The organism is Pseudokineococcus marinus, assembly GCF_013004605.1.
Classification (GTDB): domain Bacteria; phylum Actinomycetota; class Actinomycetes; order Actinomycetales; family Quadrisphaeraceae; genus Pseudokineococcus; species Pseudokineococcus marinus.
In genome coordinates this window covers 1-4057 of the sequence record NZ_JABEMA010000278.1, presented here as the reverse complement: position 1 = coordinate 4057, position 4057 = coordinate 1, and the positions used below count along the sequence as shown (strand labels likewise).

The 4057-nt window shown below is 77.3% G+C and carries 4 protein-coding genes; 2 read left to right on the top strand and 2 right to left on the bottom strand.

The window, feature by feature from the left end; all coding sequences use genetic code 11:
* Nucleotides 1-307: 307 nt before the first annotated feature.
* The gene (locus HLB09_RS13970; RefSeq protein ID WP_171203953.1) at nt 308-1927 is read left to right on the top strand and encodes an MFS transporter; all 1620 of its coding nucleotides are present in this window, start codon (nt 308-310) and stop codon (nt 1925-1927) included.
* Nucleotides 1928-2057: 130 nt separating this feature from the next.
* Here HLB09_RS13970 and HLB09_RS13965 read toward each other — a convergent pair whose 3' ends face one another.
* Together HLB09_RS13965 and HLB09_RS13960 are read right to left on the bottom strand one after the other, a co-directional pair.
* Entirely contained in the window at nt 2058-2621 is a 564-nt protein-coding gene (locus HLB09_RS13965; RefSeq protein WP_171203952.1) for an HPP family protein, read from the bottom strand.
* An 81-nt stretch (nt 2622-2702) separates the two neighbouring features.
* Nucleotides 2703-3497 carry an SDR family NAD(P)-dependent oxidoreductase gene (locus HLB09_RS13960; RefSeq protein ID WP_171203951.1) on the bottom strand — a complete coding sequence of 265 codons (795 nt, stop codon included), beginning with the start codon at nt 3495-3497 and terminating at the stop codon, nt 2703-2705.
* 68 nt (nt 3498-3565) lie between these two features.
* On the opposite strand from HLB09_RS13960, the gene HLB09_RS13955 reads away from it, so the two are divergent.
* The coding region (locus HLB09_RS13955) for a TetR/AcrR family transcriptional regulator (protein ID WP_171203950.1) at nt 3566-4057 on the top strand (492 nt) is incomplete at its 3' end.

Here is a 4057-nt window from a genome sequence, read left to right as displayed (position 1 = left end):
AGCGCGGCCAGGCGCGCGCGGGCGGCGCCGGCCGGGCCGCCGGGGCGGGCGGGAGGCATGGCATCTCCGGGGAGGACCGGCGACGCGCCGGGGTGGCGCGCGCACCACCCCTTCGGGGGTGTCGGACGTCCTGATCGGTCGCGGACCGCCGCCCTCGAGCCCGGACGGCGGACATCACCGGAATGCCGCAGCCCCGGTTGCCGCAGCCCGGAACGCCCCAGCCCGGAATGCCGCAGCCCTGGGCGGCGCTCGCCCTGGCGACCCGGTACCGCGCCGGGGCGCCCCCGAGCCCGACGGAGCACCGCCCATGACCGCCGCCCCCCGCACGAGCGACGCCGACGACCCCGCCGGCCCGGCCCGGGGCTCCGACGGCCCGGGCGGGTCGGTGTCCGACGGAGCCGGGCGGGCCGAGGGGGCGCCGACGGGCGGGGCGGCGCGGCAGCGCCGCGCGGTGCCGCACTGGATGGTCCTCGTCGTCGCCGCGACGGCGCAGTTCATGGTCATCCTCGACGTGAGCATCGTGAACGTCGCGCTGCCGTCGATGCGGACCGACCTCGACCTGTCCACCGCCGGGCTGCAGTGGGTCGTCAACGCCTACGCCCTGGCCTTCGCCGGGCTGCTGCTCCTCGGCGGCCGCGCGGGCGACCTCTTCGGCCGCAAGCGCGTCTTCCTCCTCGGCGTCGGCCTGTTCTCCCTCGCGAGCCTCGTGGGCGGCTTCGCGCAGACGGAGGCGTGGCTGGTGGCGGCGCGGGCGGCCCAGGGCGTCGGCGGCGCCGTCCTGGCCCCTGCCACCCTCAGCCTCCTCACGACGACGTACACCGAGCCGGGCGAGCGCGCCCGGGCCCTCGGCGTCTGGGGCGCCGTCGGCGGCGCGGGCGGTGCGATGGGCGGCCTCGTGGGCGGCGTCCTCACCGAGGCCCTGAGCTGGCGGTGGGTCCTCTTCGTCAACGTGCCGCTCGGCGTCCTCCTCGCCGCCGGGGCCGCGTGGGCGCTCGTCGGCTCGACGCCGGTCGTGCGGCGCCTGCGCGACCTCGACGTCCCGGGCAGCCTCACCGTCACCCTCGGCCTGACGTCCGTCGTCTACGGCGTCGTCAGCGCCGAGACGCGCTCGTGGACCTCGGCCGTGGTGCTCGTGCCGATCGTCGTGGGGCTCGCGCTGCTGGCGCTGTTCGTCGTCGTCGAGCGCCACGCGCCGAGGCCCCTCGTGCCGCTGGCCATCTTCCGGCGCCGGGCGCTGTCGGCGGCCAACGGCGTGGCCCTCACCGTCGGCATGGGCATGTTCTCGTTCTGGTTCTTCATGTCCCTGCAGCTGCAGCGCGTCTACGGCTTCGACGCCCTGGGCGCCGGCCTCGCCTTCCTCCCCGCGAGCCTGACGCTCATCGCCGGCTCGATGGCCTCGACCCGCATCGCGCGCCGCACGGGGCCGCGACCGCTCCTCGTCGTCGGCCCGCTCGTGTCGGCCTCCGGGCTCCTGTGGCTCTCGACGTCGTCGCCCAGCGGCACCTACCTGAGCGAGCTCCTCCTGCCGACCATGCTCTCCGGCCTCGGCATCGGCCTGACGATGGTGCAGCTCGCCGCCGCGGCGACGGCCGGGGTGCCGGGCGAGCAGGCGGGCCTCGCGTCGGGGCTCATCAACACCTCGCGGCAGATGGGCGGCGCCATCGGCCTGGCCGTCCTGTCCACCGTGGCCGCGGCGCGCACGGCCGCCGTGCTGGGCACGGGGGACGCCGACGCGGCGGCCTCCGCCGGCGCCGCGGGCGTCGAGGCCCTCGCCGCCGGCTACGACCGGGGACTGCTCGTGGGGGCCGCGATCGTGGCGTGCGGCGCGCTCGTCGGCCTCCTCGTGCCGGCCGAGCGCCGCGCCCGCGCCGACGACGCCCAGCGGGACGGGGCCGGCGACGAGGCCCGCGAGGCCGTCGCCGACTGAACGACCCGCCCCGCGGGGACGCCGCCTCGCTCCCCGACGCCGCCTCGGACGCGAAGGTGACGCCTCCTTCACCCGAGGGACCCCTCCAGACGCGAAGGTGACGCCTCCTTCGCGGGCGTGCCGCCGATCGTCAGGCGTTCGCCTCGCCCTCCGGCGCCCACAGGCTCTGCCGGACGCCGAGCAGCCGGTTGAGGCCGACGCCGACGACGACGAGCAGCACCACGCCCGCGACGACCGTGGCGACGTCGGACGGCGTCGTGAAGACGCCGAGGGCGAAGAGCAGCGTCGTCGTCCCGGCCGGCGGGTGCTGGCACTTGAGCAGGGACAGGACGACGGCGGTCAGGGCCACCGCCCCGGCGGCGGCGACGACGCGAGCGGCTGTCAGCCCCATCTCCGTGACGGGCGGGTCGTCGGCGAGGCCGAAGAGGTGGAGGGCCCCGAGGCCGAGGAGCAGCCCGACGCCGTGCCCGACGAGCACGTTGCGGGGCGCCGACGTCGGCTGGTGCGGGCTCTGCACGAAGAGCAGGAGCGTCGGGGCCAGGCTGGGGAAGAGCAGCGGCTGGCCGACGGCGAGGCCGATGGCCCCGCAGAGCCCGAGCACGAGGAGGGCGACGACGCCGGCGTACGCGGCGGGCCCCGCCTTCGGCGAGCGCTCCCGCGCGGCGGCGAGCAGGTCCGTGCGACGAGGAGCCATGCCCCCACCGTCGCAGCCGGCCGGGGGTCCTCGCGCACGCCGGAGCGCCCGGCCGGCGGTCGGCCGCCGGCCGGGCGGGCGTCAGACGGCCGACCAGCCGCCGTCCGAGGCGAGGACGACGCCGTTGACGTTGGCGGAGTCGTCGCTGAGCAGCCACGTGATGCTGGCGGCTAGCTGCTCGGCCGTCGCGGCGGCGGGGATGTTGGCCTGCATGTACGGCCCGAGCACCTGGGCCGCGTGCTGCGAGCGCATCGGCGCCTCGATGTTCGTGGCCACCGCTCCGGGCGCGACGGCGTTGGTGCGCACGCCCTGGCCGCGGTAGCTCACCGCGGTGCTCTTGGTGATGCCGACGACAGCATGCTTGGAGGCGGTGTAGGCGACGCCGGCGGCCGACCCCCGCAGCGCCGCCTCCGAGGCGACGTTGACGATGGCGCCCCCGCCGGCGTCGACCATGAGCGGCAGGACCGCGCGCGACAGGCGCACGACGGCCGTGACGTTGACGGCGAAGACGCGCTCCCACGTCGCGTCGTCGACCTCGGCCGTGGGCAGGAAGCCGTCCATGATGCCCGCCACGTTGGCGAGAAGGTCCACGCGGCCGCCGGCAGCGGCCACGACCCGCTGCACGCCGTCCTCGGCGGTGATGTCGCCGACGACGGGCACGAGGTCGAGCTCGGGAGCCTCCGCGACGAGCGCGTCGAGCCGGTCGGCGACGACGTCGGCGGCGACGACGCGGGCGCCCTCGCGGGCCAGGCGCAGCGCCGTCGCCCGGCCGATGCCGGACCCTGCGCCCGTGACGACGGCCACCTTCCCGGCGAAGCGCTCGGGGACGAGGGCGGGCGTGGTGGCGGTGGTGGGCGCGTCGGCGGGGATGGACATCATCGTCTCCTTCGGGTCGACCAGGACCGGTCAGCATTACGGTACGCCGTACCGGAAAGGGGGACCACATGGCTCCGAAGGCGCCGCGCCGCGGCCGCCCCCCGGCGACCTCACGGCGCGAGGTCGTGCGGACGGCGCTGCGGCTCTTCGACGAGCGCGGCTTCGAGGCGACGACGCTCGAGGACGTCGCGGCGGCGCTGGGCGTCGGCCGCACCACGGTCCTGCGCCACGTCGAGAGCAAGAGCGCCATCGTCTGGGAGGGCCTCGAGGGGGCCGAGGAGGCGCTGGTCGACGGGCTGCGCGACGCACCGGTGGACCGCCCCTGGCGCGAGGCCCTGCTGGAGGCTCTCGTGGCCGGGCAGCGCTACCCGGACGACGACCTGGAGCTCCTGCGCCTGCGCCTGCTCGTCATCGGCTCCGAGCCCGCACTGCGCGGGGTCGTCGCGTCCGCCGGCACCGCGGGTGACGAGGCGGTCGAGGCCTTCGTCGCCGCCCGCGGCCCGTGGGCCGCGGACGCCCCCGAGCCGCACGCCCTCGCGCAGGCGACCCGGGCCGCGGCC

Bases quoted from the DNA above. Each gene is read 5' to 3' on its own strand.
- HLB09_RS13970 (WP_171203953.1), top strand. From the start codon at position 308: ATGACCGCCGCCCCCCGCACGAGCGACGCCGACGACCCCGCCGGCCCG.
- HLB09_RS13965 (WP_171203952.1), bottom strand. From the start codon at position 2,621: ATGGCTCCTCGTCGCACGGACCTGCTCGCCGCCGCGCGGGAGCGCTCG.
- HLB09_RS13960 (WP_171203951.1), bottom strand. From the start codon at position 3,497: ATGTCCATCCCCGCCGACGCGCCCACCACCGCCACCACGCCCGCCCTC.